Genomic DNA, 22,892 nt, shown 5'->3' with positions numbered 1-22,892 from the left:
GGCGCTGCCGGTAGTGGCGGGACGGAATGGCCGGGCGGATACTCGGAGCCGTCTGGTCTTGTGACGGGAAGGTCACGATGGGCAAGCATGCGAAGAAGGTGGACTGTTCGTCCTGCAGCGGGACGGGCAAAATGAAGATCGGCAACAACGGCACCACGACCACGATCAAGTGCACGATGTGCAAGGGGACGGGCAAGGTGTGACTGACAGGCTGGAATGCCCGGATTGCGGGGGCAGGGGAGAACAGCAGCTCGGGCCGGTGAATGTGCGGTGCCTGTTCTGTGGTGGCCTGGGCTATGTCGGCGATGACAACGAGCCCGCCGAGCGTGATGCGGACGACGGGGCCGACGTCCACCCGATGGAGGCGGAACCGGTGTGGGAGCAACTCGGTGCGCGGGCGGTACCGGGGTGTTCGGTGTGCTTCGGGGCGGGGACGGTGGTCTCCCTGGGGGGCGATGTGCGGGGCGGTGTGCCTACCAAGATGGTCCGGCTACCGTGCCCGGAGTGCGCGGCCGACCGGACCTAGCGCCTTGCGGTCTGGCTTAGCGGGCGCGCTTCCTGCCCTGGTAGAGAGACCTGTAATGCAACTGTGTGCGGCTTGCGGCGGCCCGTCCCCTGCGTGCGGGGACGGGCCTGGTCTCGGCTCGCGTCAGTGGAGGTCGTAGTCGCCCGACTTGATCCCCGCGTTGAACGCTTCCCAGGTACGGGGGGTGAAGCTCAGCTTGGGGCCGTCCGGATCCTTGCTGTCTCGGACGGCGATGGTACGTGGGAGGCCAGCGACCTCGACGCACTCTCCGGTGCCGCTGCTGCGGGTGCTCTTGCGCCATGTGGCGCGGGACAGGTTCGGATCGTTCGTCATCCTGCACCTCCTGTCACCCTCTCAGACATCGCTTCTACAGATGATGATCCGCCTTTGGGCTGCTCTGCTAGGGGTTGCTTCGGCGGCGGCCTGCTATGGGCGGGCCGTCTGGTCCGTTGTCGGGGTGGGGCCACTTGGCGGACTCGTCGCGTTCCAGGCGGGATACCTCCTCCATGCGGTCGGAGGGTATGACCACCTGTGTGACCTCTAGGGCGTTATCGTCCTTGGCGGAGTAGCCAATACGGACGATCTCCCAGACCGGCAGGGAGACCGGAATCTGGAGCAACGTCGCTTCCTGTTGGTCGGGCATCCGTGCGCGGCGGCGTTCCAACCACTCGATCGGTCCGTGGCCGGCCTCTTCCAGACGGTCTATCCACGCTCCCGGCCCGGTGCCGTACGGCTCCTTGACCAACGGTGCGTCGGCGACGCCTCTGGGATGGATCCAGGTGGTGCTGATCTGGAAGGGCGGCTCGTCCGGCGGGCCGGTGACCCGGCGACGGCGGCAAATGGCGGCGCCCACCTTCACGTTGAGCATGTGGGCGAGCCGGGCGTCCGTCATGGGCTCCTCGGTGACGGTGGGCTCGGCATGGTGGACCCACAGTTCGTCACCCTGCGCGGCAGGGAAGCTGTATCCACCGGCGGTCGGCTTGCCGTCCACCACATGCCGGGTGTTGCGGCGTACGAGGTTGGTACGCATGATCACCCGGCGCTTGTCGGACCGGACAATCGTCCCGCGTCTGGGCACGGCCCACAGGCGTCCCTCGTCCTCCAGGACGCTGATGGCGCGAGCCACGGCGTTGCGAGAGGCCCCGTACTCCTGGGCGAGGTCGGCGTGGCGGGGCAGGGTCTCGCCCGGTGCCCACTCGCCGTCCTGGATGCGTTTACGCAGGCTGTCGGCGATCTCTCGATACCGGGTCGACGCCACAGGCCCACCCCTTCCGCGATGTGTTGAAGCAACTCGTAGCGGAGCCGAGTCCGTGCTCGGGGTGATGGGTGGTCCGCCGCGAGGTAACTCCTCCGGCACGGCTACGGCGACCGTAAGCGACTCCATGCTTCTGATGAGGCCGGACGAGCAACGGACTGTCAAGACTTCGCCCCGGCAAGGCTTCGCGGCGGAGCGCGTTGAAGGCCGGAGTTGGGGGCGCCAGATCGTTCCGCACGGTGGGCGCCCGTCTACGGCAGGCGGCTGGGTGCGGGCTCTGTGTCGTGACCAGCACTGTTGACGCCAAGTGTCCGGGAGGACACTTGGCGTGGAGGTGCGCCATGGCCAAGGGGGAAGACCAGGAGAAGGGGAAGCACCGCAAGCGGCAGACGTGTTCTGTCTGCAACGGCGCGAAGGGGAAGTGGCACTCTAAGAACGGGCACGGCAAGGCTCAGCGGGAGTGGCGGTCGTGCGGTACGTGCCAGGGAACGGGCAAGGTGTGAGTGACAGGCTGGAGTGTCCGGACTGTGCGGGGTCCGGGGAACAGCGCATCGGATCGTTGGTGCTGGCCTGCCGGTTCTGCGGTGGACATGGGTACGTCGGAGACGACAACGAACCCGCAGAGGAACCGGCGGAGCCTGCGGCGGGGCCTCCACCGATCTGGGAGGACGTGGATGCGGAGGGCTTCCCTGGCTGCCGGGTCTGCCTGGGTGCTGGGAAGGTTGTCAGCATCGGCGGCTCGTCAGCGCTGGTGGAGTCTCCTTGTCCTCGCTGTTCGGCCGGCTCGGGCATTTGAGCGGGTAGGGCTCCGGGCGGAGGGCCGGGCGACGGTGAAGGGTGCTCCTGCCGGGCGGGCGCGCTCCTTGACTTGGTGGGAGACCTGTAACGCGACTGCGTGCGGCTTGCGGCTTGCGGCTCGCATGGCGAGGCCCGTCCCCTGCGTGCGGGAACGGGCCTGGTCTCGGCTCGCGTCAGTGGAGGTCGTAGTCGCCCGACTTGATCCCCGCGTTGAACGCTTCCCAGGTGCGGGGGGTGAAGCTCAGCTTGGGGCCGTCTGGGTTCTTGCTGTCTCGTACACCGATCAGTTGACGCAGCTTGGCGACTTCGACACACGCTCCGGTGCCGCTGCTGCGGGTGCTCTTGCGCCATGCGGCGCGGGAGGGGTCGGGGATAAAGGCCATGTCCGTGCTCCCTTCTCTTGGGATGGTCACGTCGGTTCGTGAGCGACCGTACGAAAGAGCCGGACTCACCCGGTGCGAGAGCCGCTGGATCGATTAACGGTCGAGCATGCCTCGCTTCACTGCCGAGAGCAGGGAGCGCCAGTCCTGGGCAGTGGTGACGAGGTGCGGTGCCTTTGGTGCCTTGCTGTCACGGATTGCCACCATGCCGTGGGCGGCGGCGACTTCGACGCATTCGCCGCCTCCGTTGCTGTGACTGCTCTTGCGCCAGGCAACGAAGCTTCGATCACGATTCGCCATCCCGCCCTCCTTCCTGCTCTAGCAAGCGCGCAGCCACGCGTCCGATCAGATCGATGGACTCGTCCTCGGGGAGTGCCGTTGCGCTGAGGCCCTTAAAAGCCAGGTTATACCGGAAAAGATGCGGGTCCTCTTCCAGGTAGGCGCTGCTTGTGAGGTCTTCCAGGTACACCACGTCGGGGTTGGTGTCCTCAGGGCCCTGGAACCGCAAGATCACAAAGGAGGTGCCCACCGAAGGGTGCGCTCCGGCGGTGAACGGGCGAACCTGGATCTCGATGTCCGCCTGCGGGTGGCGTGCCATGCGTTCTAGGTGGAGAAGCTGCTCATGCAGGACGGCTGAGCCGCCGAAGCGACGATGGAGAACGGCCTCGTCCAGGACCGCATGGATCTTGAGCGCTTGGTCTCCGGTCAGGCGGCTCTGCCGCTCCATACGGGCTGCGACGGCGCGGTCGATCTGGTTGGCGGCCAGTGCCGGCCGAACGGCCTCGTAGATGGCCCGCGCGTAGTCCTCGGTCTGGAGCAAGCCGGGGATGACTTGATCCTGGAAGATCAACAGGCCGCTCGCGTCGGCTTCGAACCCCACGTATGACTCGAACCATCCGGGGATGGCGTCCGCGTAGTCGTTCCACCAGCCTTTGACCCTGGCGTCCCGGGCCAGTCTGACGAGCGCGTCGTACTGCTCCCGGTGCTTCGGGCCTGACAGCCCGAACAGGTCGAGCATGGCTCGTACGTCTGCGATGCGTACCGAGATGGCCCCTCGCTCGATCTTCTCCTGCTTGGAGAGTGACCAGTCGAGCTCACGTGCCACGTCCTCCTGCCGTAGGCCCGCCTGTTCCCGCAACCGGCGCAGCTCCTGAACGAGCCGGCGATGGCGGGCGGTGTGAGCGCGACGCGGCATGAACGGTCTCCCCTCAAGCGGCAGCCGTACCTTACCCGTCCGCTCATCAGTACGACGTAGATGTTGCGGGCCGTAAGTCTTGCGGCCCGTAACTTCTCTGGTGCACACTCTGCAACGTAGAAGATACGGGGCGCATGCAAACCGTAGATCCGTGAGGATTGCAGCGCGCTGAGAAGAGAAAAGGTCGGCCCCGGCCGGTGCCATCACTCACCGGGGGTTCCGGGGCCTCGCCCGACGCGGGAGGTCGGACTATGGGCAGCAACGTATCCAACATCGGACAGCCACCGCCCTACAGGGGGCCGGTGCCATGGAAGGGCGATCCCGCGTTGACGCGGATGCGGGTGCGGCTGCTGGCGGAGCTGGCGATCGTACCGGTGGAGCGTGGGCAGGCGGCCCGGCTGGTGGGGGTGCGGCGGTGAGCGGGGCGGGGCTGGTGGAAGGGGTCGGGCTGCTGTGCGGGCTATGCCGGGTGGAGGTGGCGCGGTTTCCCTCGGCGGACGGGATGGTGCGGCAGGTCCGGCGGTGGCTGCGGGGGCGGCTGGCCGGGACGGGGGTGGATGCCGGTGATCTGGATCTGATCGTCGCGGAGATCGGGGGGAACGCGGTCCTGCACACGGCGACGGGTGCGCCGGGCGGGTGCCTGTGGGTGGTGGTGTCGGTGACGCGGGAGCGGGTGCGGCTGGAGTTCACCGACGACGGTGGCGCGTACACCACGCCGGGTGTGCGTGGGCGGCCGGACGAGAGTGGGCGGGGCCTGCGGCTGGTGGCGGCGTTGGCGCAGGACTGGGGCTGGCGTGCGGACGCGACCGGCCGGGTGACGGTGTGGGCCGACCTGGGCCGGGCGCGGGCTCGGCGGTGCGGCACGCGCCGCACCGTGGGGTCCGGACCGCCGCATCCTCCGGTGACCGTTCAGGACGGAGAGCGGCCGTGAACATTCCGGTCGATCCGCTCAGCGAGCGCGAGCGCCAGGCCGTCATCCTCGCCCACGACGTTCACGACCACCTGCTGTGCTGGCTGACGCGGCAGGGCGTCATCCCCGGCGGCCTAGTGGTCTCCCCGTTCGTGGACGCCTCCGGGCAGCCCAGCGTCCTCGTCCGCCTCAGCGCCCCCGCCGCCCGGACCCTCCTGCGGGCGCTCACCGAACCGCCGCCGCCTGCCGGACCCCCACGGAGCCGCCATCGGTTCTGAACGTCCGGGCAGGGGAACGCCTCGCCCGGTGACCTGGTGCCGTCCCCGTGGGAGGCCACCGCCGGGGCCGGGGACGGGACGTGCCCAGGCCCGACCGGCCAGGGCGGATCAGATGCCGGGCCGGGGCGCGGAGGGCGGGGTGGTGGTGGCGGTGGCCGCCGCCATGCGGTCGCCCTGGGCCTGCTGGGTGGTGTTGATCTTCCAGATCAGCGTGGCGGCCAGCGCGGCGGCGGCCAGGCCCGGCACGATCAGCAGGATCGAGACAATGGCCTGGGTGCGCTCGGCGGCCAGGTCTCCGTCGTCGTCGAGCGAGAGAGCGAAGTTTCCACCGACCAGGTACACCAGCCAGCACACCCACCAAGCCGTCACCCACCGGCGGTCGTGCCCACTGGCTCGGCCGGTGCTGGCCGCCCAGACGTCATCGACGATCAGCTTGGGAGCCCACAGGTGGGCGACCGGGATGATCCAGCCGTACGTCACCCAGGGTCTGCCGAAGCGCTGGGGGAGATGCATGATGCGCTCGGCGTTGTCGTAGGCGCGCCGCAACCACAGGACGAACAGCACCGCCGTGCACAGCACCGCCACGGCCTGGGCCAGAAGGGCGAGCCGGGGCAGCGCGTCACTGACCTCCAGGACCGACGGGCCACCGGACTGCGCGGCGTCGTCGAGGCGCCGCACGTGCAGTCCCAGCACGACCATGCTGGCCAGCGCCACCACCGTCCAGACGCCGAGCATGGCCATCGTCAGTGCGCCGAGCCTCCAGGCGGGCCGGACCGGACCCTCGTCCGCATGGCCGGTCGTACCCGCCTGAACCTGCTGAGGACTCGGTTGCATCGCACGCGCTCCCCACCTTGGAGACGGGCAACTGTAGAGGCCCTCGGTCACGTTGCGGTGAAGCAGCCGCTCCGGCTCGCCTCCCGAGGCGGGCGCACCTGGTGACGGAGGGGTTCTCGATCCCACTGACCGGAATCGCCGGGGCGTCGGGGGCCGCCGGGGCCTATGTATTGTCATGTCGACGTTGCAGGCGAACGGGGGGAGAACGTGCCGAGGATCGCATCGGCCAGGCCGCCCGCCGAACCCAACTCGCCCGAGCAGCACGACAGGCGGCGGCGGATCCTGCGGGCCGCCGTGCGCATCGGCAGTGAGAAGGCGCTGGAGCGCGTCCAGATGCACGAGGTGGCCAAGGCCGCCGGGGTGGCGATCGGCACGCTGTACCGGTACTTCCCCTCCAAGGTCCACCTGTTCGCCGCGGTCATGGCCGCGCAGGTGGACCACCTGGACGAGAGCGTGCGCCCGCCCGCGCCCGGCGCCGACCTGGAGGGCGCGGTCAGTGAGCTGCTGGTGCAGGCCAGCCGGGACTTCCTGAGCCGGCCGGTGCTGGCGGCCTCGATGCTCCAGGCGAGCAACGCGGCCAACGCCGCCACCGTCGCCGACGCCATCAGGATCGACGCCACCTTCCGGAAGATTCTGCTGCGGGTGCTGCGGATCGACACGCCCACCGTCCAGGACGTCACCCTGGTCCGGCTGCTGATGCAGTGCTGGTACGGGGTGCTGCAGCTCAGCCTGAACGGGCGGGTGTCGATGTCGGACGTGGAGGGCGATATCCGGCTGGCCTGCCGGCTGCTGCTGGCACCACGTTCCAACGCACAGGCCGACTGAGGGAGATCCGGCGTCCGGGAGTGGTGATGGCCGCCTCTCCGGGAGGCGGCCATCGGTGGCTCACCGGCCCGGCATGGTGGTGACTCCCGTGGTGTCGAGCTCGGCCACGTGGTGGGCGGCATAGGTACGCCATGGGTCGCGGTCGGCGAAGTACGGGGTGAGCTGGGCGCTGAGCTCCTCGACGGAGAAGACGCCGTCGGCGGCGGTGAACTTCTGTTCCACCGTAGGCGCGGCCATCAGCGCGACCATGTCGCCGTAGACGACGAACACCTGGCCGCTGATGCCCTCGGCGGCGGGGGAGGCCAGATAGCTCACGAAGGTGCCCACCCGTTCGGGGGCCATGACGTCCAGCCCGCCGGGGGCATCGCCCTCACCGAAGGTGCCGGCGGTCATCGCGGTGCGGGCGCGGGGGCAGATGGCGTTGGCGCGCACCCCGTAGCGGGCCAAGCCCTGGGCGGTGGACAAAGTCAGCGCCACGATGCCCGCCTTGGCGGCGGCGTAGTTGGGCTGGCCCGCACTGCCGAATAGGAACGCCTCGGAGGAGGTGTTGACGACACGGCCGTAGACGGGGCCGCCGGCGGCCTTGCTCGCGGCCCGCCAGTGCACGGCGGCGGCGCGGGAGACGGCCGCGTGCCCCTTGAGGTGGACGCGGATCACGTCGTCCCAGTCCGACTCCGACAGGTTGAACAGCATCCTGTCGCGCAGCACGCCCGCGTTGTTGACCAGAATGTCCAGCCCGCCGAACGTGTCGACGGCGGCCGACACCAGCTTCTCGCCCAGGGACCAGTCGCCGACGTCGCCGATGACCGCCACGGCCCGGCCGCCCCGCGCCGTGATCTCGGCGACGACCTCCTCGCCGGCCGGTCCGACGTCGTTGACGACCACGTTCGCGCCCTGCGCGGCCAGGGCGAGGGCCTCGCTGCGGCCCAGCCCGGCGCCCGCGCCGGTGACGACGGCGGTACGGCCCGCCAGGGTGAGGTCTGCGTTCATCAGCGGCTCCCGATGGTGGTCAATGCCCGAAGGGGGAACGAGTCCTAGATCTCGACCTGCTGCCGGATCACCTTTCCGGTGGCGTTGCGGGGCAGCGGCTCGGCGGTGATCCGCCAGCGTGAGGGGACCTTGAAGTAGGCCAGCCGTTCGCCGACGAACTCCGCCAGTTCCCGTTCCGCGGGCGGCTCCCCGGCGGCCACCACCACCGCCGTGACCTCCTGGCCCAGGTCCGGGTGGGGCGCGCCCAGCACGATGCACTCGCGTACGCCGGGGTGCTCGGCCAGCACGTTCTCGATCTCGGCGGGGTAGACGTTCTCGCCGCCGCGCAGGATCAGGTCCGTGCGCCGGGCGGTCAGCCGCAGCCGGCCCTGCTCGTCGAGCATGCCGATGTCGCCGGTGTGCAGCCACCGGTCCGCGTCGAGGGCCTGCCCGGTGGCCTTGGGGTCCTGCCAGTAGCCCAGCATGTTGTAGGCGCTGCGCACGCACACCTCGCCCTCCTCGCCCACCGGCAGCGTCCGGCCCTCGGGGTCGCGGATCTCCACCTGCACGCCGACGATGGGACGGCCCAGCGTGCCCGGCGACTCGGCCAGGTCCAGCGGGGACGCGGTGGTCACCGCCGTGCACGACTCGGTCAGCCCGTAGCTGTCGACCAGCGCGTCGCGGGCGGGCGGGAAGGCGCTGCGCAGCCTGTCCTTGAAGGCCGGGGAGGACGGCGCCGACGCCAGGGCGAACGCCGTCAGCGACGACACGTCGTACCCGGACAGGTCGCCGTGCTCCATCAGCCGGTGCGCCATGGTCGGCACCGCGCCCCAGTTGGTGACCCGCTCCTTCTCGATCAGCCGCAGCACCCGGTCCACGTCGAACGCGCCCTCGTGCATGACGACCGTGCTGCCGGTGGCCAGCCGGGGGACGGCCAGGTTGTGCAGGCCGGCAATGTGGAACAGCGGCAGCGCCAGCAGGTAGCGGCGGCTCGCCGGATCGACGGGGTCGCCGAACGCGCGCATCAGCGCGTCGATGGTCCGGTGGTACTCGACCACCGAGGTCAGGTTGCGGTGCGAGTGCACCGCGCCCTTGGGGCGCCCCGACGTCCCGCTGGTGTAGAGGATGACCGCCGGATCGTCCTCGGCGGCCTGCGGTATCTCCAGTTCCGCATCCGGGTGGCGGCGCGCCAGTTCCGCGACGTCCCCCTCCAGGGTCAGCAGCGTCACACCGTCGCGGGCCGGGGTCAGCGCGGCCCGCTCGGCGTCGGCGATGACCACCGTGGGCTCGGTGTGGCCGAGCGCGTACTCGATCTCGTGGCGCGTCCACCAGGCGTTGTACCCCACGGCGACGGCACCGGCGGCGATCGCGCCCCAGAACGAGACGATCCAGCCGGGGTGGTTGGCGGCGTTGACGGCGACGCGGTCGCCCGGCCGCACCCCGTGGTCCTCGCGCAGCGCCCTGGCCAGGGAGGCGACCTGGGCGGCGTGCTCGGCGAAGCTCAGCCGTTCCCGCGCGGTGACGACGTAGTCGCGGTCGCCGAACGCGGCCGAGCGGACGAGCACCTCGCCGAGGCTGCGGGCCCGGCCGGCGAACACCGGCAGCCGGGTGCCCAGCACCTCCTCCTCGCGCAGCTCGAACTCGCCGCCGGGGCCGGTCAGCCGCTGCAAGATCTCCGTTGTGACCATCAGCCCTCCTCCACCGCCCCACCGCCGTTTCCCGCGGGGCCCGGCGGCTCATTCTCGCCACCCGCCCATGCCCACAGCGGGCTCTCCCGCTGAGCGGGACGGCCGCCGCTCCCGGTGACCGGGATCACCTCCCTGGCGTGAGATGCGCCGGACGACCATGGCCGTCGACCAGGACACGGGCACGACGGGAGGGCCATGGGAAGCCTCGACGGAAAGGTCGCGATCGTGACCGGGGCCGGTCAGGGCGTGGGCCAGGGCATCGCGCTGGCGCTCGCCTCGGAGGGCGCGGCCATCGCGGTGCTGGGCCGTACCCCGGCCAAGCTGGAGGCGACCTGCGAGCTGATCGCCGAACGCGGAGCGCGGGGCGAGGCGTTCGCCTGCGACGTCAGGGATCTGGAGGCGGTCCCCGGCCTGGTCGAGGAGATCGCCGGGCGGTTCGGCGGCATCGACATCCTGGTCAACAACGCCTACACCGGCGCCTTCGGCCCGCTGCTGGAGATGAGCGACGCCGACTTCCACAAGGGGTTCCACAGCGGCCCGTTCGCCGCGTTCGCCTTCATGAAGGCCTGCCACCCGCACATGAAGCGGCGCGGCGGCGGGCACATCGTCAACCTCGTCACCTCGGCCATGGTCCGTTGGGACCCGCAGACCTACGGCGCCTACGCCGCCGCCAAGCAGGCGCTGCGGTCGCTGACCCGGACGGCGGCGGCCGAGTGGGGGCCGGACGGGATCCGCGCCAACTCCATCGCCCCGCACGCCCTGTCCCCGGGGCTCCAGCGCTGGGCGGAGGCCTTCCCCGAGGCGGCCGAGGAGTTCCGCAAGACGATCCCGCTCGGCTACATCGGCGACTGCGAGGAGGACATCGGCCGCGCCGTCGTCGCGCTGGTCCAGCCCGGCCTGCGCTATCTCACCGGCGCCACCCTGCCCCTCGACGGCGGCCAGGCTTACTTCGGCTGACCTCCGCCAGACCGGAGCTACTTCGGCTGACCTCCGCCGTACCTGGGCCACTTCGGCTGACCTCCGCCATGCCTGGCCACTTCGGCTGACCGTCGCCGTGTCCGGACGGCCGCGCCGGCGCCGCAGGACCGGCCGCCAGGTGTGACGCTCCCGGTCAGCGGGATGCCCGGACTCCCGGCGCCTCCCGCTGACTAACGTCTAGGCCGCCACCCGAGATGGAGGGCCCCCGATGACCGAGCGGATTTCCGATGTGCTCGCCCCGGCGAAGCCGGGACCGGTGACGTTGCGCAACCGTGTCCTCAAGTCGGCGACTGACGAGGGCCCCGGCAGGGGCGACGAGCACATGCCCAGGATCTGCCACGGCACCGGCTGCATGCTCGTCGAGCAGCCGTCCTAGGAGAGCCGGGTGCGGGACGAGACGATCGCGGATCTGCTGCTGGCCCGGCTGGGGGATGACCGGCCTGGCCTGCGCAGCCGCGAGCGGACCTGGACGTGGGACGAGGTCGTCCGGGAGAGCGCGGCCCGCGCCTCGCTGGCGCGCGAACTGCGCCGGGACGGCCCGTTCCACCTCGGCGTCCTGCTGGACAACGTGCCGGAGTACGTCCTGTGGCTGGGCGCGGCGGCACTGGGCGGCGCGACCGTCGTCGGCATCAACCCCACCCGGCGGGGCGCCTACCTGGAGCGGGAGGTCCGGCACACCGACCCGCAACTGGTGATCACCGACCGGGCGGGGCGGGAACTGCTGGACGGCCTGGACCTCGGCGTCCCGCCCGACCGGTTCCTGCTGGTGGACGACGACAAGTACACCGCGCTGGTCGCCGAGCACGCCTGCGAGCCGTGGCGGGCCCCGTCGATCACCCCGGCGACGCAACTGCTGCTGCTGTTCACCTCCGGCACCACCGGCGCCTCCAAGGCGGCCCGCTGCTCGCAGGGCCGGCTCGCCGAACTGGGCCGCGCCAACAGCGCGAAGTACGACGTCAAGCACACTGACGTCAGTTACTGCCCGATGCCGCTGTTCCACGGCAACGCGCTGATGGCGCTGTGGGCGCCGTCGCTGGCGGCCGGCGCGTGCGTCGCCCTGACGCCCCGGTTCTCCGCCTCCGGGTTCCTGCCCGACGTGCGGTTCTACGGGGCGACGTTCTTCACCTACGTCGGCAAGGCGATCGGCTACATCCTGGCCACCCCCGAGCAGCCCGACGACGCCGACAACACCCTCACCCACGCCTTCGGCACCGAGGCGTCTCCGCGGGACAGGGAGGAGTTCCGGCGCCGCTTCGGCTGCCGGCTCGTGGAGGGCTACGGCTCCAGCGAGAGCGCCGGCATGATCAGGCGGGACCCGCAGGCCCCGCCGACCGCGCTCGGCCGTCCCGCCCACGACGGCGTGCGGATCGTCGACCCGAACACCCGCCGGACCTGCGCCCGGGCGGTCCTGGACGAGCACGGCCGGGTGACCAACGCCGAGGAGGCCGTCGGCGAGATCGTCGACGTCGACGGCGCGGCCAGGTTCGAGGGCTACTACAACGACCCTGCGGCCGACGCCGAGCGGGTACGGCACGGCTGGTACTGGACCGGCGACCTCGGCTTCATCGACGAGGCCGGGTTCGTGTACTTCGCCGGACGCTCCGGCGACTGGATCCGGGTGGACTCGGAGAACATCTCCGCACGGCACACCGAACTGGTGCTGCGCCGGCACCCGAAGATCATCGACGCCGCCGCGTTCGGCGTGCCCGACCCCCGGTCCGGCGACCAGGTGATGGCGGCGATCGAGGTCCCCGAGGGCGTCACCTTCGAGGAGCTGGACCTGCCGGGCTTCCTGGCCGCCCAGCGGGACCTGGGCACCAAGGGCGCGCCGCGGTTCGTCCGGTTCTCCCACCGCCTGCCGGCCACCGGCTCCGGCAAGCTCGCCAGGAGACGGCTCCAGGTCGAGGGCTGGCGCACCGGCGACCCGATCTTCCGGTGGGCCGGCCGGGGCGCGCCCGAGTACTTCCCGATGACCGAAGCGAACAAGCAGGCGCTGCGCCGGGAGTTCGCCGCCGGTGGACGCCTGCGCTTCCTGCCATGACGAAGGGGCCTTGATGGATGTGCGTGAGTCCGCGGCGCTCGGCGAGCTGCGCGCGGAACTGCGGGCCTATTTCACGGGCCTGCTGCCCGAGGACGAACGCCGCCGCGCCGGGGAGCAGGGTGTGGGCGGCGAGCGGTTCCGCGAGGTGGTCAAGATGCTCGGGGCCGACGGCTGGCTCGGGTACGGCTGGCCGGTCGAGTACGGCGGGCAGGGCCGCTCCGTCAGCGAGCAGTACGTGCTGTTCGACGAGGTGCAGCGGGCCGGGCTGCCGTTCCCGTTCGTCACCGTCAACACCGTCGGCCCCACGCTGATGCGGCACGGGACCGAGGAGCAGAAGCGGCGGTTCCTGCCGGGCATCCTGTCCGGCGACATCGTCTTCGCCATCGGCTACACCGAGCCCGGCGCCGGCACCGACCTGGCCTCGCTGAGCACCCGCGCGGTCCGCGTCGGCGACGAGTTCGTCATCGACGGCGCCAAGGTCTTCACCAGCGGCGCCAACACCGCCGACTACATCTGGCTGGCCTGCCGCACCGACCCGGACGCCCCCAGGCACCGGGGCATCTCGATCCTGATCGTGCCGACCGACGCCGAGGGGTTCTCCTGGAGCCCGATCCGGACCGTGGGCGGGATGTCGGTGACGGCCACCTACTACAGCGGCGTGCGGGTGCCCGCCACCGAGGTCGTCGGCGAGGTCAACGGCGGCTGGGGGCTGATCACTACCCAGCTCAACCACGAGCGGATCGGGCTGGCCGCGCTCGGCGGCCGGATGATCCGGCTGTGGGAGGACGTGCTGGCCTGGGCCCGCGACAACGGCGCGCTGGAGCTGCCCTGGGTACGGCGGGACCTGGCGCGCACCCACGCCAAGCTGGAGGCGATGCGCCTGCTGAACTGGCGGATGACGATCGCCGTCGAGCGGGACGAGCTGACCGGGGCCGAGGCCGGGGCGGCCAAGGCGTACGGCACCGAGACCCACATCGACGTGCAGCGCACCCTCACCGGGATCCTCGGGGCGGCCGGCCGGATCCGGCCCGAGTCGCCGGGGGCGGTGCTGGCCGGGCAGATCGAGCAGCTGTCGCGGCAGGGCATCGTCAACACCTTCGGCGGCGGCGTCAACGAGGTGCTGCGCGACATGGTCGCCACCCAGGGACTGGGCCTGCCGAGATCGAGGCGCGCGTGAACGAGTACGAGGAACGACTGCGCTCCTGGGTGGGCCGCGAGCTGTCGGTGCCCAAACCGGGGCAGGATCCGGTGAACGTGCCGATGATCCGGCACTGGGTCGAGGCGATGGCCGACCCCAACCCCGTCTACCTGGACGAGGAGGCGGCGCGCGCCACCGGCCGGGACGGGATCGTGGCGCCCGCCTCGATGATGCAGGCGTGGACCATGCGGGGCTACGCCGCCACCGTGAACCCCCGGCCCGGCGCGGGCGACGGGATGGCCGAGCTGATCGCCCTGCTCGACGAGGGCGGCTACACCTCCGTGGTGGCCACCGACTCGGAGTTCGAGTTCCACCGCGAACTGGTCCCCGGCGACCACGTCAGCGCCGGGGAGGTGGTCGAGGCGATCTCCCCGGAGAAGAACACCGCGCTGGGCGCTGGACGTTTCATCACCACGGTACGCACCTACCGCGACCAGGACGGCGAGGTCGTGGCCGTCCAGCGCTGGCGCACCCTGCGGTTCCGCCCCAAGGCGCCCCAGGAACGTCCCGAGGCGCCCCAGGAACGTCCCGAGGCGCCACAGGAACGCCCCGAGGCGCCACAGGAACGGGAAAAGCCCAGGGCACTGCGGCCCAGGCCCGCCGTCAACCTCGACAACGCCTTCTGGTTCGAGGCCGCCCGCGAGCACCGGCTGGTCGTCCAGCGCTGCGCGGCGTGCAAGGCGCTGCGGCACCCGCCCGGCCCGTGCTGCCCGCAGTGCGGCTCGTTCGACTGGGACACCGTCGATTCGGCGGGCGACGGCCACGTCTACAGCTACGTGGTCAACCACCACCCCCCGCACCCGGCGTTCGACATGCCCTACATCGTCGCGGTGGTGGAGCTGGCCGAGGGCACCCGGCTGATCACCAACCTGACCGGCGTCGCCCCCGAGGAGGTCGAGATCGGCATGCCGGTCGTCCTGGAGTGGCTGGAGGCCGACCCCGAGCTGACCCTTCCGGTGTTCCGGCCCGCCGCCCCGCGAAAGGAGCGCTGATGGACTTCACCCTCGGCGAGGAACTCGAAGCCGTCCAGGAACTGGCCCGGCAGATCTTCGGCGACCACGCCACTCACGAACGGCTGCGCACCGTGGAGGCCGGTCCCGGCCGGATCGACGAGACCCTGTGGCGAGAACTGGCCGACGCGGGCCTGCTCGGAGTCGCGCTGCCCGAGGACGTCGGCGGGGCGGGCCTCGGCGTGGCGGCGCTGTGCGTCCTGCTGGAGGAACAGGGCCGCCACGTGGCCCCCGTCCCGGTCTGGCCGACGCTGGTCGCGGCGCTCGCGCTGGCCGCGTACGGCACGTCCGCCCAGTGGGAGGAGCTGCTGCCCGGCGTCGCGGACGGCTCGCGGCGGCTCACCGTCGCGCTGGAGGAGTTCGGCCCGCACGACCCGGCCGCGCCCCGGTGCACCGCCGTCGTGGACGGCGACGGCTGGCGGCTGACCGGCGTCAAGGCCGCCGTCCCGGCCATCACCGGGGCCGGCCACGTGCTGGTCTCCGCGAGCGGTGAGGAGGGCCCCGGGCTGTTCCTGGTGGACGCCGGCGCCGACGGCCTGGCCTGGGAGCGCACCGAGACCACCAGCCGCGACCTCGCCGGCAACCTCACCCTCGACCGGGCGCCCGCCCAGGCCCTGGAGGCCGGGGCGCTCGGCTGGACGCTCGACCTGGCCCGGATCGCGCTGGCCGCCCTCCAAGTGGGCGTCGCCTCCGGCGCGCTCGGGCTGGCAGTGTCCTACCTGCGTGAACGCGAACAGTTCGGCCGCCCGCTGGGCAGCTTCCAGGCAGTGCAGCACCAGCTGGCCGACTCTCACATCGAGATCGAGGCGACGCGGGTCTGCCTGTGGCAGGCGGTCTCCTCGGCCGCGACGGGCGAACCGGTGACACGGGCCGCCCTGGTCGCCAAGTGGTGGGCCGACGAGGGCGGGCTGAACGTCGTCCACCGCATCCAGCACGTGCACGGCGGTATCGGCGTCGACGTCGACTACCCGGTCCACCGGTACTTCCTGTGGGGCAAGCAGATCTCCGGCACCCTCGGCGGGGCCTCCGCCGACCTGGACCGGCTGGGCGCCCTGCTCGCGGAGGAGGCCGCCGCCTCATGATCCTCACCGGCAGGGACTACGCGGACGTGGCGGTGGGGGAGGAGCTCCCCGAGCTGAGCATCCCGCTGACCCGCACCATGATCGTGGCCACCGCCATCGCCAGCCGCGACTACCAGGACGTCCACCACGACCCCGGGCTCGCCGTGGAACGCGGATCCAGGGACGTCTTCATGAACATCCTCACCACCAACGGCCTGGTCGACCGGTACGCGACGAGCTGGGCCGGGCCCGCCGCCCGGGTCAGGGCCATCAGGATCCGGCTGGGCGCCCCCAACTACCCCGGCGACACGATGACGCTGACCGGCACCGTGTCCGCCAAGGACGACGCCGCCCGCCGCGTGGAGATCGCCGTACGCGGCACCAACTCCCTCGGCGCCCACGTGACCGGCACCGTCGTCATCGAACTCCCGGAAGGGGGACGGCCTTGACCGAGCCGGAAGCGAACCGGTTGTCGGGGGCCGCGGCCATCGCCGGGATCGGCGCCACCGAGTTCTCCAAGGAGTCCGGCCGCAGTGAGCTGCGGCTGGCCTGTGAGGCGGTGCTGGCGGCGATCGCCGACGCCGGGCTGGAGCCCTCCGACGTGGACGGCCTGGTCACCTTCACCGCCGACACCAACTCCGAGATCCACGTCGCCCGCAACACCGGCATCGGCGAGCTGAGGTTCTTCTCCCGCGTCGGCTACGGCGGCGGGGCCGCCTGCGGCACGGTCCAGCAGGCGGCGATGGCCGTCGCCACCGGGATCGCCGACGTGGTGGTGTGCTACCGGGCGTTCAACGAGCGGTCCGGCCACCGCTACGGCCTCGGCCAGGCGAACCGGCCGCTGGACGTCGGCGCCGACGACGCCGCCTACGCGTGGATGACCCCGTTCGGGCTGAACACCCCGGCGCAGTGGGTGGCCATGTTCGCTCGCCGCTACATGCACGAGTACGGGGCGACCAGCGAGGACTTCGGCCGTGTCGCCGTGGTCGACCGCAGGCACGCCGCCACCAACCCGGCCGCCTGGTTCTACGGGCGGCCCATCACCCTGGCCGACCACCAGGCGTCCCGCTGGATCGCCGAGCCGCTGCACCTGCTGGACTGCTGCCAGGAGAGCGACGGCGGGCAGGCCCTGGTGGTGGTGTCCGCCGAACGGGCCCGCGACCTGCCGCACCCGCCCGCGCTGGTCATGGCGGCGGCACAGGGCTCCGGCAACGACCAGCACATGATGACCAGTTACTACCGGCCCGAGATCAGCGGCATCCCGGAGATGGGGCTGGTCGGGCGGCAACTGTACGCGCAGAGCGGGCTGACCCCGGCCGACGTGGGGGCGGCGATCCTGTACGACCACTTCACCCCGCTGGTGCTGCCGCAACTGGAGGAGCTGGGCTTTTGCGCGCGCGGCGAGGCCAAGGACTTCATCGCCGACGGGCATCTGGAGGTCGGCGGGCGGCTGCCGTTCAACACCCATGGCGGCCAGCTCGGCGAGGCCTACATCCACGGCATGAACGGCATCGCCGAGGCCGTCCGGCTGATCCGGGGGACCTCGGTGAACCAGCCCGGCGACCTGGGCTACGTGCTGGTCACCGCCGGCACGGGCGTCCCCACCAGCGGGCTGGTCCTGGGGACGGACCGGTGAACGCCGGACAGTGGCGGGGCCGCGGGCTCGGCACCCGGACGGCCGCCTACGACGAGGACGAGGCGATCCTGTACGCGCTGGCCGTGGGCGCCTCGCCGGGAGACCTGGACCTGGTGTTCGAGGAGCGGCTGCGGGTGCTGCCCACCTTCGCCCTCACCCGGGCGCAGTGGGCGCCCGACGCGCTCGGCTCGGCGGGCGCCTTCGACGTCACCACCGCCGTGCACGGCTCGCAGCGGCTGCGGGTCCGCAGGCCGCTGCCGAGGTCGGGAGAGCTGGAGATGACCGCCCGCGTGGCGGAGGTCTGGGACAAGGGCAGGGCCGCGATCTTCGAGGTGGTGGTGGACAGCGCGTACTTCGAGGCCACCTGGTCGCTGTTCGCCCCCGGTCGCGGGGGCTTCGGCGGTGAGCGCGGACCGTCGGCGCGCAGGCGCCCCGACGCGCCGCCCGACCACGAGTTGACCGTTCAGACCGCGCCCAACCAGGCCGCGCTCTACCGGCTGCTCGGCGACCGCCACCACATGCACATCGACCCGGAGGCGGCCAAGACCGCCGGGATGCCCCGCCCGTTCCTGCACGGGCTGTGCACCCTGGCCGCCGTCACGCTGCCGCTGGCCGAGGCGGCCGGGGCGCACCCGGCCGACCTGGTGGAGCTGGAAGGCCGGTTCGCCGCCCCGGTGTTCCCCGGCGACCGGCTACAGGTGACCGGTTGGAACGACGGGGAGGCGGTGCTGTTCGAGGCCGCCGTCGACGGCACGACGGTCGTCTCCGGCGGCCGGGCTCAGTTCCGCGTCACGACGTAGCGGGCGGGGATCTCGCCGCCGCCGTGAACGGCCAGGTCCGCGCCCGTCACGTACGACGCCAGGTCACTGGCCAGGTAGAGGCAGGCGTTGGCCACGTCCTGCGGGACTGCCATCCGCCCCATCGGGATCAGGGCGCCGATGGTCGCGCCGTCGTCGTCGCCGTAGTTGTGGGCGGCGGCCTCGGTGAGCACCAGGCCGGTGGTGATGTGGTTGACCCGCACCTTCGGGGACCACTCCAGTGCCAGCGCCCGGGTGAGGGCCAGCAGGCCCGCCTTGGCGGCGGTGTAGGCGGCGGTGCGCGGCTGCGGGTCGCTCCCGGAGACGCTGCCGATGTTGATGATCGACCCGCCGGTCTCCTGGCCCTGCATGATCTTGTTGGCGGGCTGCGCCACATAGAACGGGGCCAGCAGGTTCAGCTGCACGATCCGTTCCACGAAGCGGGGGGAGACCGTCGCGGCGTCCGCGTCCGGCGAGCCGCCGGCGTTGTTGACCAGCACGTCCAGCCGGCCCATCCGTGCGGCCGCCCGCTCCACCAGCTCCGCCGCCGCCCCGGCGTCCCGGATGTCGGCGGCCAGGAACCGCGCCGTCCGCCCGCCCGCGCCCGGCAGCGTCCCGGGCTCGCCGCGCCCGCACACCGTCACCTCGGCGCCGGCGGCCAGGAACGCCTCGGCGATCACGGCTCCGATGCCCCTGGTCCCCCCGGTGACCAGCACCGCCCGGCCGCTGAAGTCCACCGCCGTGTCCATCCCGCTCCTCACGCGACGACTACAGGTTGCGCGGAGAGTACGGTCACCTCCCGCCGGAGGGAGGCGCGCATACCGGTCACCGGGATCACTCCTCCGCGCACGCCGGTCCGGTCGCCACCATGTGGCCATGAGCGAGCAGGACGCGTTGACGATCCCGGCGGTGCTGGACCGCGCCGTCCGCGAGTTCCCGGACGTCGAGGCGGTCGTGGACGGGATGGTCCGGGTGACCTATGCCCGGCTCGGCGAACAGGTGCGGGCGGCCGCACGGGCGTTCACCGCCTCCGGCGTCGGCGTCGGCGACCGGGTCGCCGTCTGGGCGCCCAACGGCCTGACCTGGATGGTGGCCGCCCTGGGCGCGGTCACCGCCGGGGCGGTGCTGGTGCCGCTCAACACCCGCTTCAAGGGCGAGGAGGCACGCTGGCCGCTGGCCAAGGCGAAGGTGCGGACGCTGTTCGTCGAGGACGGCTTCCTCGGCCTGGACTACCCGGCCATGCTCGGCCTGGACGGCACCGGCACGATCCCGGAACTGCCCGACCTGCAGACCGTGGTCACCTTCAACGGCCCGGAGCGTCCCGGGGTGATCTCCTGGGAACGATGGCTGGGCGCAGGCGCCAGCGGCCCGGACCCGGAGCCGGTCGCGCCGGGCGACGTCGCCGACATCATGTTCACCTCCGGCACCACCGGGCGGCCCAAGGGCGTGCCGTGCACGCACGCCCAGAACGTGCGCACCTATCTGGCCTGGTCGGACCGTACGGGAGTGACCGCCGGGGACCGGTACCTCATCATCAACCCGTTCTTCCACAGTTTCGGCTTCAAGGCGGGGATCCTCGCCTGCCTGCTGCGCGGGGCCACGATGGTGTTGCAACGAGTTTTTGACGCGGGGGAGGCGCTGCGGCTGATCGAGGCCGAGAAGATCACCGTGCTGCCCGGCCCGCCGACCCTGTACACCTCGCTGCTGGACGCCCCGGACCTGTCCCGCCACGACCTGTCCTCGCTGCGGCTGGCGGTGACGGGCGCCGCCGACGTGCCGGTGGCCCTGGTCCGGCGGATGCGTGCGCTGTTCCCGCAGGTGGTCACCGCCTACGGGCTGACGGAGTCCAGTGGCACGGTCACCGCCTGCTCGGTCGAGGACGACGACGTCACGGTGGCCGGCACCTCCGGCCGCGCCATCGCCGACGTTGAGGTCATGGTGGCCGACGCCGAAGGCAGGCCGGTGCCCGCGGGCGAGGACGGCGAGATCCTCGTCCGCGGCTACAACGTGATGCCCGGCTACCTCGACGACCCGCAGGCCACGGCGGAGACGATCCGCGAGGGGTGGCTGATTACCGGAGACCGGGGCCGGCTGGACGAGCGCGGCTACCTCACCGTCACCGGCCGGTCCAAGGACATGTTCACCGTCGGCGGGTTCAACGTGTACCCCGCCGAGGTCGAGGCGGCGCTCGCCCGGCACGACGCGGTCGCCGAGGCCGCCGTCATCGGCGTGCCCGACGAACGGATGGGCGAGGTCGGCCGGGCCTACGTCCGCACCCGTCCGGGCCGGCACGTCACCGCCGAGGACCTCATCGACCACTGCCGGGAACGGCTGGCCAACTTCAAGGTGCCGCGCGAGGTCGTCTTCGTCGACGACTTCCCGCGCAACGCCGCCGGCAAAGTCCGCAAGGTGGACCTACGCAAGGAGATTTCCCATGGCTGAGGCCTATATCGTCGACGCCGTCCGCTCCCCGGTGGGGCGGCGCGGCGGCGGGTTGTCGGGGGTGCATCCGGCGGATCTGGGCGCCCATGTGCTGACCGCGCTGATGGAACGCACCGGCGTGGACCCGGGCGCGGTGGAGGACGTGGTCTTCGGCTGTGTGGACGCCATCGGCCCGCAGGCCGGGGACATCGCCCGCACCTGCTGGCTGGCCGCCGGGCTGCCCGAGCACGTGCCCGGGGTGACGGTCGACCGCCAGTGCGGGTCCTCCCAGCAGGCGGTGCACTTCGCCGCGCAGGCGGTGCTGTCGGGCACCAGCGACCTGGTGGTCGCCGGCGGCGTGCAGAACATGTCGCAGATCCCGATCGGGTCGGCGATGACGGCCGCCGCGCCGCTCGGATTCACCGACGGCCCGTTCGCCGGCTCCCGGGGCTGGACGGCCCGCTACGGCGACGTCGAGGTGTCGCAGTTCGCCGGGGCCGAGCAGATCGCCCGCGAGTGGGACCTGTCGCGCGAGGACATGGAGGCGTTCGCCTACCGGTCCCACCAGCGCGCCATCGCCGCGATCGACGGCGGCCTGTTCACCAAGGAGACCGCCCCCCTGGAGGGCGTGTCGGACGACGAGGGCCCGCGCCGCGACACCACCCTGGAGAAGATGGCGTCCCTGAAGACGCTGATGGACGGCGGCCGACTCACCGCCGCGGTGTCCTCGCAGATCTCCGACGGGGCGGCCGCGCTGCTGATCGCCTCCGAGCGGGCCGTCCGCGAACACGGCCTGACGCCGCGCGCCCGCGTCCACCACCTGTCCGCCCGCGGCGAGGACCCGATCCGGATGCTGTCGGCCCCCATCCCCGCCACCGAGCACGCCCTGCGCAAAACCGGGATGACGATCGACCAGATCGACGCCGTGGAGATCAACGAGGCGTTCGCCAGCGTGGTGCTGGCCTGGCTCAAGGACACCGGCGCCGATCCCGCCCGGGTCAACCCGCACGGCGGCGCCATCGCCCTCGGCCACCCCCTCGGCGCGACCGGCGCCCGGCTGATGACCACGCTGCTGCACCACCTGGAGCGCACCGGCGGCCGGTACGGGCTACAGACCATGTGCGAGGGCGGCGGCCAGGCCAACGTCACCATCATCGAGCGTCTGTGAGGAGCCGCCCCATGATCTGTGCGGGACGCGTCGTCATCGTCACCGGGGCCGGGCGCGGCCTCGGCCGCGCGCACGCGCTGGAGTTCGCCCGGCAGGGCGCCAAGGTGGTGGTCAACGACCTCGGGGTGGGCCGGGACGGCGGCGGGCCGGGCGACGAGGGCCCCGCGCACGAGGTCGTCCGGGAGATCCGGGCGCTGGGCGGCGAGGCGGTGGCCGACGGCCACGACGTCGCCACCGGCGAGGGGGCCGCCGCGCTGGTCGCCACCGCGACCGAGACGTTCGGCGGGCTGGACGTGCTGGTCAACAACGCCGGGTTCCTGCGCGACCGGATGCTGGTCAACCTCGGCGAGGACGAGTGGGACGCGGTCGTCCGCGTCCACCTCAAGGGCCACTTCCTGCCGCTCAAGCACGCCGGGGCGTACTGGCGGGCGCGGGCCAAGGCCGGTGAGCCGGTGGACGCCCGCATCATCAACACCTCCTCCGGCGCCGGGCTGCTGGGCAGCGTCGGCCAGGGCAACTACTCGGCCGCCAAGGCCGGCATCGTGGGCCTCACCCTGGTCGCCGCCGCCGAACTGGGCCGGTACGGGGTGAGCGTCAACGCCATCGCCCCGGCCGCCCGGACCCGGATGACCGAGGAGGTGTTCGCCGAGACCATGGCGGCGCCCGAGCCGGGCGCCTTCGACGCCATGGCCCCCGAGAACGTCTCGCCGCTGGTGGTCTGGCTGGGCTCATCGCAGTCCAGGGACGTCACCGGCCGGGTCTTCGAGGTGGAGGGCGGCAAGGTGTGCGTCATGGAGGGCTTCCGGCACGGCCCCGCCGTCGACAAGGGCGCCCGCTGGGAGCCCGCCGAACTCGGCCCCGTCGTCACCGGCCTGCTGGCCAAGGCACAGGACCCCGAGCCCGTCTACGGGGCCTGACCTCTCC

At 72.0% G+C, this 22,892-nt stretch carries 26 protein-coding genes; 17 read left to right on the top strand and 9 right to left on the bottom strand.

Going from position 1 to position 22,892, the window contains the following annotated elements:
- Positions 1-77 precede the first annotated feature (77 nt).
- Complete coding sequence (locus C4U03_RS42665; RefSeq protein WP_268817559.1) at positions 78-203, top strand: hypothetical protein; 126 nt, start codon at positions 78-80, stop codon at positions 201-203.
- Positions 204-649: 446 nt separating this feature from the next.
- Here C4U03_RS42665 and C4U03_RS31930 read toward each other — a convergent pair whose 3' ends face one another.
- From C4U03_RS31930 to C4U03_RS31910, 5 genes are all read right to left on the bottom strand, one after another.
- A complete protein-coding gene (locus tag C4U03_RS31930; RefSeq protein ID WP_103943213.1) occupies positions 650-859 on the bottom strand; it encodes a DUF397 domain-containing protein in 210 nt (69 codons plus the stop codon).
- A 67-nt stretch (positions 860-926) separates the two neighbouring features.
- Positions 927-1,784 (bottom strand): GntR family transcriptional regulator, encoded by an 858-nt coding sequence (locus C4U03_RS31925; RefSeq protein ID WP_103943210.1) that lies wholly within the window; start codon positions 1,782-1,784, stop codon positions 927-929.
- Positions 1,785-2,752: 968 nt separating this feature from the next.
- A complete protein-coding gene (locus C4U03_RS31920) occupies positions 2,753-2,962 on the bottom strand; it encodes a DUF397 domain-containing protein (protein WP_200827603.1) in 210 nt (69 codons plus the stop codon).
- Between the two features lie 93 nt (positions 2,963-3,055).
- On the bottom strand, positions 3,056-3,259 hold the full coding sequence (locus tag C4U03_RS31915; RefSeq protein ID WP_103943208.1) for a DUF397 domain-containing protein: 204 nt from the start codon (positions 3,257-3,259) through the stop codon (positions 3,056-3,058).
- Positions 3,246-4,154: a helix-turn-helix domain-containing protein gene (locus C4U03_RS31910; protein WP_160147159.1), complete on the bottom strand. Its 909-nt coding sequence runs from the start codon at positions 4,152-4,154 to the stop codon at positions 3,246-3,248. Before C4U03_RS31910 ends, C4U03_RS31915 begins: the two co-directional genes overlap by 14 nt.
- Before the next feature lie 251 nt (positions 4,155-4,405).
- Here C4U03_RS31910 and C4U03_RS40730 point away from each other — a divergent pair, with 251 nt between their 5' ends.
- The 3 genes from C4U03_RS40730 to C4U03_RS31900 are packed head-to-tail and all read left to right on the top strand — an operon-like array spanning position 4,406 to position 5,342.
- Entirely contained in the window at positions 4,406-4,573 is a 168-nt protein-coding gene (locus C4U03_RS40730; protein ID WP_160147158.1) for a hypothetical protein, read from the top strand.
- On the top strand, positions 4,570-5,085 hold the full coding sequence (locus C4U03_RS31905; RefSeq protein ID WP_103943204.1) for an ATP-binding protein: 516 nt from the start codon (positions 4,570-4,572) through the stop codon (positions 5,083-5,085). Before C4U03_RS40730 ends, C4U03_RS31905 begins: the two co-directional genes overlap by 4 nt.
- Complete coding sequence (locus tag C4U03_RS31900) at positions 5,082-5,342, top strand: hypothetical protein (RefSeq protein WP_103943202.1); 261 nt, start codon at positions 5,082-5,084, stop codon at positions 5,340-5,342. Before C4U03_RS31905 ends, C4U03_RS31900 begins: the two co-directional genes overlap by 4 nt.
- Positions 5,343-5,450: 108 nt before the next feature.
- Here C4U03_RS31900 and C4U03_RS31895 read toward each other — a convergent pair whose 3' ends face one another.
- Positions 5,451-6,176: a DUF4328 domain-containing protein gene (locus C4U03_RS31895; RefSeq protein WP_160147157.1), complete on the bottom strand. Its 726-nt coding sequence runs from the start codon at positions 6,174-6,176 to the stop codon at positions 5,451-5,453.
- 207 nt (positions 6,177-6,383) lie between these two features.
- Between C4U03_RS31895 and C4U03_RS31890 the strand changes: the two genes are divergently transcribed.
- Positions 6,384-7,001, top strand: coding sequence for a TetR family transcriptional regulator (locus C4U03_RS31890; protein ID WP_235018273.1), 618 nt, complete (start codon positions 6,384-6,386; stop codon positions 6,999-7,001).
- 60 nt (positions 7,002-7,061) lie between these two features.
- Here the strand turns inward: C4U03_RS31890 and C4U03_RS31885 are convergent, their stop codons facing one another.
- Positions 7,062-7,991: a 3-oxoacyl-ACP reductase gene (locus C4U03_RS31885; protein WP_103943199.1), complete on the bottom strand. Its 930-nt coding sequence runs from the start codon at positions 7,989-7,991 to the stop codon at positions 7,062-7,064.
- A 44-nt stretch (positions 7,992-8,035) separates the two neighbouring features.
- On the bottom strand, positions 8,036-9,658 hold the full coding sequence (locus C4U03_RS31880; protein ID WP_103943197.1) for a class I adenylate-forming enzyme family protein: 1,623 nt from the start codon (positions 9,656-9,658) through the stop codon (positions 8,036-8,038).
- Positions 9,659-9,853: 195 nt separating this feature from the next.
- Between C4U03_RS31880 and C4U03_RS31875 the strand changes: the two genes are divergently transcribed.
- From C4U03_RS31875 to C4U03_RS31840, 9 genes are all read left to right on the top strand, one after another.
- Positions 9,854-10,615, top strand: a complete 762-nt coding sequence (locus C4U03_RS31875) for an SDR family NAD(P)-dependent oxidoreductase (protein ID WP_103943195.1) — start codon at positions 9,854-9,856, stop codon at positions 10,613-10,615.
- 229 nt (positions 10,616-10,844) lie between these two features.
- Complete coding sequence (locus C4U03_RS40725) at positions 10,845-11,012, top strand: hypothetical protein (protein WP_160147156.1); 168 nt, start codon at positions 10,845-10,847, stop codon at positions 11,010-11,012.
- 9 nt (positions 11,013-11,021) lie between these two features.
- Positions 11,022-12,677: an AMP-binding protein gene (locus C4U03_RS31870; protein ID WP_103943192.1), complete on the top strand. Its 1,656-nt coding sequence runs from the start codon at positions 11,022-11,024 to the stop codon at positions 12,675-12,677.
- A 13-nt stretch (positions 12,678-12,690) separates the two neighbouring features.
- A complete protein-coding gene (locus C4U03_RS31865; protein ID WP_103943190.1) occupies positions 12,691-13,854 on the top strand; it encodes an acyl-CoA dehydrogenase family protein in 1,164 nt (387 codons plus the stop codon).
- Complete coding sequence (locus C4U03_RS31860) at positions 13,851-14,867, top strand: bifunctional MaoC family dehydratase N-terminal/OB-fold nucleic acid binding domain-containing protein (protein ID WP_103943189.1); 1,017 nt, start codon at positions 13,851-13,853, stop codon at positions 14,865-14,867. The genes C4U03_RS31865 and C4U03_RS31860 overlap by 4 nt, the downstream gene beginning before the upstream one ends.
- Positions 14,867-15,967, top strand: a complete 1,101-nt coding sequence (locus C4U03_RS31855; protein WP_103943186.1) for an acyl-CoA dehydrogenase family protein — start codon at positions 14,867-14,869, stop codon at positions 15,965-15,967. Before C4U03_RS31860 ends, C4U03_RS31855 begins: the two co-directional genes overlap by 1 nt.
- On the top strand, positions 15,964-16,395 hold the full coding sequence (locus tag C4U03_RS31850; protein ID WP_103943184.1) for a MaoC family dehydratase: 432 nt from the start codon (positions 15,964-15,966) through the stop codon (positions 16,393-16,395). The genes C4U03_RS31855 and C4U03_RS31850 overlap by 4 nt, the downstream gene beginning before the upstream one ends.
- Positions 16,392-17,582, top strand: a complete 1,191-nt coding sequence (locus tag C4U03_RS31845) for a lipid-transfer protein (RefSeq protein ID WP_103943182.1) — start codon at positions 16,392-16,394, stop codon at positions 17,580-17,582. The genes C4U03_RS31850 and C4U03_RS31845 overlap by 4 nt, the downstream gene beginning before the upstream one ends.
- Positions 17,579-18,382 carry a MaoC/PaaZ C-terminal domain-containing protein gene (locus C4U03_RS31840; protein ID WP_103943180.1) on the top strand — a complete coding sequence of 268 codons (804 nt, stop codon included), beginning with the start codon at positions 17,579-17,581 and terminating at the stop codon, positions 18,380-18,382. Before C4U03_RS31845 ends, C4U03_RS31840 begins: the two co-directional genes overlap by 4 nt.
- On the opposite strand, the gene C4U03_RS31835 is transcribed toward C4U03_RS31840, so the two are convergent.
- The gene (locus C4U03_RS31835) at positions 18,361-19,128 is read right to left on the bottom strand and encodes an SDR family oxidoreductase (protein WP_103943179.1); all 768 of its coding nucleotides are present in this window, start codon (positions 19,126-19,128) and stop codon (positions 18,361-18,363) included. The two genes, C4U03_RS31840 and C4U03_RS31835, sit on opposite strands and share 22 nt — an antisense overlap.
- A gap of 127 nt (positions 19,129-19,255) precedes the next feature.
- On the opposite strand from C4U03_RS31835, the gene C4U03_RS31830 reads away from it, so the two are divergent.
- Genes C4U03_RS31830 through C4U03_RS31820 form a run of 3 tightly spaced genes read left to right on the top strand, consistent with a single transcriptional unit; the run spans position 19,256 to position 22,885 of the window.
- Positions 19,256-20,821 carry a FadD3 family acyl-CoA ligase gene (locus C4U03_RS31830; protein ID WP_103943177.1) on the top strand — a complete coding sequence of 522 codons (1,566 nt, stop codon included), beginning with the start codon at positions 19,256-19,258 and terminating at the stop codon, positions 20,819-20,821.
- Positions 20,814-21,968, top strand: a complete 1,155-nt coding sequence (locus C4U03_RS31825; RefSeq protein WP_103943175.1) for an acetyl-CoA C-acetyltransferase — start codon at positions 20,814-20,816, stop codon at positions 21,966-21,968. The genes C4U03_RS31830 and C4U03_RS31825 overlap by 8 nt, the downstream gene beginning before the upstream one ends.
- 11 nt (positions 21,969-21,979) lie before the next feature.
- Positions 21,980-22,885 carry an SDR family oxidoreductase gene (locus C4U03_RS31820; RefSeq protein WP_103943173.1) on the top strand — a complete coding sequence of 302 codons (906 nt, stop codon included), beginning with the start codon at positions 21,980-21,982 and terminating at the stop codon, positions 22,883-22,885.
- Positions 22,886-22,892 lie beyond the last annotated feature (7 nt).

The sequence above is a fragment of the Thermomonospora echinospora genome, from assembly GCF_900108175.1.
GTDB classification, from domain to species: Bacteria; Actinomycetota; Actinomycetes; order Streptosporangiales; family Streptosporangiaceae; genus Thermomonospora; species Thermomonospora echinospora.
The sequence above is the reverse complement of the archived record's forward strand: the minus strand, read 5'-3'. Positions and strand labels throughout refer to the sequence as shown.